General features: G+C 54.9%; 1 pseudogene. It reads right to left on the reverse strand.

Going from position 1 to position 244, the window contains the following annotated elements:
• Positions 1 to 244, reverse strand: a pseudogene (locus AC3II9_RS22325) (DNA-directed RNA polymerase subunit alpha); the annotation flags it as partial.

The following is a 244-nucleotide window of genomic DNA, read 5'->3' on the forward strand; positions in this document are numbered from 1 at the left end:
GGGCAGCCTGACGAACCGCTTCTTCGGGTGAAATCACGCCGTCTGTCTCGATATCGAGGATCAGCTTGTCAAGGTCGGTACGTTGTTCAACACGGGCACTTTCAACGGCATAGCTGACACGACGGATTGGGCTGTAAGAAGCATCCAGGATGATGCGGCCAATCGTGTGGGCTTTATCGTCTGCCAGGGCACGAACGTTACCGGGCACATAACCGCGGCCTTGCTCTACCTTGATTTGCATTTC

The sequence above is a fragment of the Lysinibacillus sp. RU7 genome (genome assembly GCF_057837305.1).